We start from the raw sequence: 3219 nt of genomic DNA on the forward strand, positions 1-3219 counted from the left end.
TTAAGCATGTTTTGTTAATGTGCCCTTAAAACAGGAAAGGCATACAAAAAACTGCCACCTCTCTCGCATCACGCACAAGAAGAAGTGGCAGTTTTCCTTTTCCCTATTCGTTTATCTGACTTGCTGGAGCAACTTTCCCCGCAGTTTTGCGAGCATGTCCTCGGTCATTTTGTCCAGATCGTATTCCGCTTTGAAGCCCCACTCTTGCATGGCAGCCGTAGCATCAATGGAGTTCGGCCAGCTGTCGGCAATTGCCTGACGCACAGGGTCGACCTCATAGGAGAGAGTAAACTCAGGAATATGTTTACGGATCGCTGCTGCTACATCTTCTGGCTCAATGCTCATCGCGGTCACGTTGAACGCGTTGCGGTGAATGAGCTTGGAGGCATCTGCTTCCATTAGGGCAACAATCGCATTCAGGGCATCAGGCATATACATCATATCCATGTACGTGCCTTTGCCGATGTAGGACGTATACGCTCCATGCTGGATCGCCTTGTAGTAAATGTCTACTGCATAGTCGGTCGTACCACCACCTGGAGGCGCTACATACGAAATCAGACCTGGGAAGCGTACGCCGCGCGTATCTACCCCAAATTTTTGATAATAGTAATCGCAGAGCAACTCACCGGAAACTTTATTGACACCATACATGGTCGTAGGGCGTTGAATCGTGTCCTGCGGCGTGTTGTCCTTCGGTGTAGACGGACCAAATGCACCAATTGAACTCGGAGTAAAGAACTGGCAGTTCAACTCACGTGCTGCTTCCAGAGCGTTTACCAGCCCACCCATGTTCAGGTTCCATGCCAAGAGCGGCTTGGCTTCTGCTGTGGCAGACAACAGGGCAGCCAAATGCATGATCGTATCCACGCCATGTTTCTTCGCCAGCTCAAACATCCGGTTCCCGTCTGTGACATCAAGAACTTCGAATGGACCCGATTGCACCACGGGATCTTCTTCGTTTTTCCGGATATCTGTAGCGATGACTTGATCCGCTCCGTAAATATCGCGTAATTTCATGATGAGCTCGGAACCAATTTGTCCTAACGCCCCGGTTACCAGAATTTTTTTCATTTCAGGATCCCCATTTCTTTCCCAACTTTTTCGTAGATGCTAAGGGCACGATCCAGCATTTCCTTGCTATGCGCCGCTGTTGGCATATTCCGTACACGGCCGGTTCCTTTTGGTACAGTCGGGAACACGATCGCTTTCGCGTAAACGCCCTCTTCATACAGTCGCTTGCTGAATTCTTGGGTCTGCTGTTCGTCTCCGATAATGCAAGGAGTGATAGGCGTTTCGCTCTCTCCGATATTGAAGCCGAGTTCTTTCAAGCCTTTTTTGAGGTAGTGTCCGTTATCCCACAGCTTGTCGTGCAGCTCGGTGCTGTTCATCAAAATATCGATAGCTGCAATGGAAGCAGCCACATCCGCTGGCGTCAGCGCAGTCGAGAACAGGAAAGGTCTGCTGCGTACTTTGAGCCAGTCGATCAGCTCTTGGCGTCCCGCTACATAACCGCCGACTACCCCAATTGCTTTGGAAAGCGTGCCGATTTGGAAGTCGATTTTATCAGACAGGCCAAAATGCTTAACTGTTCCTGCCCCTTTGCCGAGAACACCAGAGCCGTGGGCATCGTCTACATACGTAATCAAGTCAAATTCTTCGGCTACCTCTACGATTTCCGGCAGCTTGGCAACATCGCCATCCATCGAAAATACGCCGTCAGTAATGACCATCAGCTTTTTATATTTGCCGGATTCTTTCGCTTCCTTTGCTTTCGCACGCAAGTCATCGATATCGGAGTGGTTCACACGGATAATCTGCGCACGAGACAGGCGGCATCCATCAATAATGGAAGCGTGGTTCAACTCGTCAGAAAGAATCGCATCGTCCTTGTCCATAACAGCAGAGATCGCAGCCATGTTGCAGTTAAAGCCAGATTGGTAAGCGATTGCAGCTTCGGTATGCTTGAAGGCAGCGAGCTTTTCTTCCAGCTTCACATGCAAGTCCAAGGTTCCGTTAATTGTGCGCACAGCCCCTGCCCCTACGCCGTATTTGCTTGCTGCTGCAATTGCAGCGTCCACAAGGCGTTGATCAGTAGCCAAGCCCAGATAGTTATTGGAGGAGAGGTTGATCAGTTCTTTTCCTGCAATCGTAATGACAGGACCATTTGCGCTTTGCAATGGATCAATGACGTTGTACAGTCCCTTGCTCTTCAAATCTGCCAGATTTTCATGTAAAAAATGTTCAAGTGTTTTGCTCGCCAACGAGAATCCCTCCATTATTCAGCCATCGATTAGTAAGTTCCACATAAACAATTGTTCACGCTGTATGGACATATCATTTTGATAAAATTCGCATAAAATCAACTTAATCTACAGACAGTTTACCACCATTTACTTAAAACGTCCACATCACAAAGACATATTGTTAACGCTTTCAATCATTTTTCTTTCGATAATGCCATCTCTCCTACTTTCTCCTTTTGTCGCAATTCGTAGACTACTGAAAATGAAAAAACCACTCTCTTGCTTCCATGAGCAGATCGTGGCCTTTTCCTCATTTTTTTGCCTTTTGTGATTTTAAGATACCAGGCTTGGTGTCTATCGTACGCACAAAACCGTTCGCTTCGAAGCGATGCGTCATCAAGGACTCTACTGGTCTGCCATTTTGAAAATGCTCTTCCACCAACAGTTGTGCATCTTCTGGCGTCACGTTTTCATACCAGATCCCCTCGGGGTACACGATCATCACACATGCGTCCTCACAGCGTCCGTTGCAACGCGTGCGGGTTGTATGTACATAGTCATCCAAACCTGCGTTGGTAATCGCTTCGCGTATCGCTACCGTAACCTCTTCGCCACCCTTGCGCATACAGCTTCCACCGTTACAAATCAGTACATGATGTCTCGTCTGAGATAAATCCCATGTTGCCACTACTAATCCACTCCGTTCTTGTCCAACATCCAACTACACTCCCCATCATGACGGTTTCTTGTTCAATTTGCAATTCCCAGAACGTTTGGTTTTTGATAGAATATATGTTCGTATACGATTCATAAAAAGATCTTGGTGGTGAAAGCATGTCCGTAACCAAACAGCGCGATGCCTTGCAGCTTTTGCAAACAGTGGGCTCATACCCGTGGTATGTCGAAAAATTTATTGAGCATAAAAAATCCAAAAAGAACTCACCCTCCACCTTGCTTGGATACCTTCGCGATT

The 3219-nt window shown here is 47.5% G+C and carries 3 protein-coding genes; all 3 read right to left on the minus strand.

Annotated elements, in window-relative coordinates; all coding sequences use genetic code 11:
* Positions 1 to 111: 111 nt before the first annotated feature.
* Entirely contained in the window at positions 112 to 1074 is a 963-nt protein-coding gene (locus C7R94_RS28600) for an L-threonine 3-dehydrogenase (RefSeq protein WP_106785918.1), read from the minus strand.
* On the minus strand, positions 1071 to 2264 hold the full coding sequence (locus C7R94_RS28605; protein WP_106785919.1) for a glycine C-acetyltransferase: 1194 nt from the start codon (positions 2262 to 2264) through the stop codon (positions 1071 to 1073). The genes C7R94_RS28600 and C7R94_RS28605 overlap by 4 nt, the downstream gene beginning before the upstream one ends.
* Positions 2265 to 2556: 292 nt before the next feature.
* Positions 2557 to 2934 carry a (2Fe-2S) ferredoxin domain-containing protein gene (locus tag C7R94_RS28610; protein WP_106785920.1) on the minus strand — a complete coding sequence of 126 codons (378 nt, stop codon included), beginning with the start codon at positions 2932 to 2934 and terminating at the stop codon, positions 2557 to 2559.
* Between the last annotated feature and the right edge of the window lie 285 nt (positions 2935 to 3219).

The sequence above is a fragment of the Brevibacillus sp. NRRL NRS-603 genome (assembly GCF_003013445.1).
Taxonomy (GTDB): domain Bacteria; phylum Bacillota; class Bacilli; order Brevibacillales; family Brevibacillaceae; genus Brevibacillus; species Brevibacillus formosus.

Coding starts and splice junctions, on each gene's coding strand:
- C7R94_RS28600 (WP_106785918.1), bottom strand. CDS start 1,074: ATGAAAAAAATTCTGGTAACCGGGGCGTTAGGACAAATTGGTTCCGAG.